Here is a 1,080-nt window from a genome sequence, read left to right as displayed (position 1 = left end):
CGTTCTTCCACAGCACATTTTTCCTCGATGGGTTCGGTGATGGTTATAATACAGCAACCATTCATCCAAATCAGCTTGTAATGTACTCAAATCCATATAAATTTTCTTCCTAAATGCCACTTGGTAAAACTCCTGTAAAATGGTTTTGTGAAAACCCTCACAGATACCATTTGTCTGCGGGTGTTTTACTTTCGTTTTTGTATGGTCAATATCATTGATTGCCAAATAAAGCTCATAATCGTGATTTTCTACCTTACCACAATATTCACTCCCTCTGTCGGTAAGAATGCGTAATATCGGTAAATTTTGGCTTTCAAAGTAAGGCAACACGTTATCGTTGAGTATATCTGCTGCCGTAATGGCCGTTTTCATGGTGTAAAGCTTGGCAAACGCAACTTTGCTGTACGTATCAATAAAGGTTTGCTGATAAATGCGACTAACGCCTTTAAGATTGCCAACATAGAAGGTATCTTGTGCACCCAGATAGCCAGGGTGAGCGGTTTCAATTTCACCATAAGCAAGCTCATCTTCCTTTTTGCGCTCCAAGGCTTGCACTTGGGATTCATTGAGAATAATGCCTTGCTCAGCAACTAATTTCTCAAGTGCTATCAATCTTTGTTTGAAATTAGCAAGATGATGCCTTAACCAAATCGACCGGACACCCCCTGCGGAAACAAAAATACCCTGTTTTCGCAGTTCATTGCTCACCCGAACCTGTCCGAATGCGGGATTATCCAAAGCAAATTGCACCACGGCTTTTTCGACTTTTTCATCTACTCGATTTTTAATGTTAGGGACTCGTCGATTTTGATTAAGCAGCGCATCTACACCACCTTCTTCAACCGCTTGTTGATAACGATAGAAGGTATCTCGGCTCATTCCCATGATTTTACAGGCTTGGGATATATTACCGAGTTCTTCAGCTAAATTGAGTAAACCAGTCTTGTGTTTAATGAGAGGGTTGTTAGAATAAAACATGAGCGTTTCCTTTTTTGTTTAGATTGAATTTGACACTCATATTCTAAACGGGAAACGCTCACTTTTTATTGTGATTTGTCAGATTTAATCTGATCTTCTACA

At 39.7% G+C, this 1,080-nt stretch carries 1 protein-coding gene; it reads right to left on the bottom strand.

What is annotated here, in order from left to right; genetic code table 11:
- Positions 1-978, bottom strand: a 978-nt coding sequence (locus tag E4T80_RS12610) for an IS481 family transposase (protein WP_135058721.1), incomplete at its 3' end; no start/stop codon positions are given.
- Positions 979-1,080: the final 102 nt, after the last annotated feature.

It is taken from the genome of Muribacter muris (assembly GCF_004569585.1).
In the GTDB taxonomy this organism is placed as follows: Bacteria; Pseudomonadota; Gammaproteobacteria; order Enterobacterales; family Pasteurellaceae; genus Muribacter; species Muribacter muris.
The sequence above is the reverse complement of the archived record's forward strand: the minus strand, read 5'-3'. Positions and strand labels throughout refer to the sequence as shown.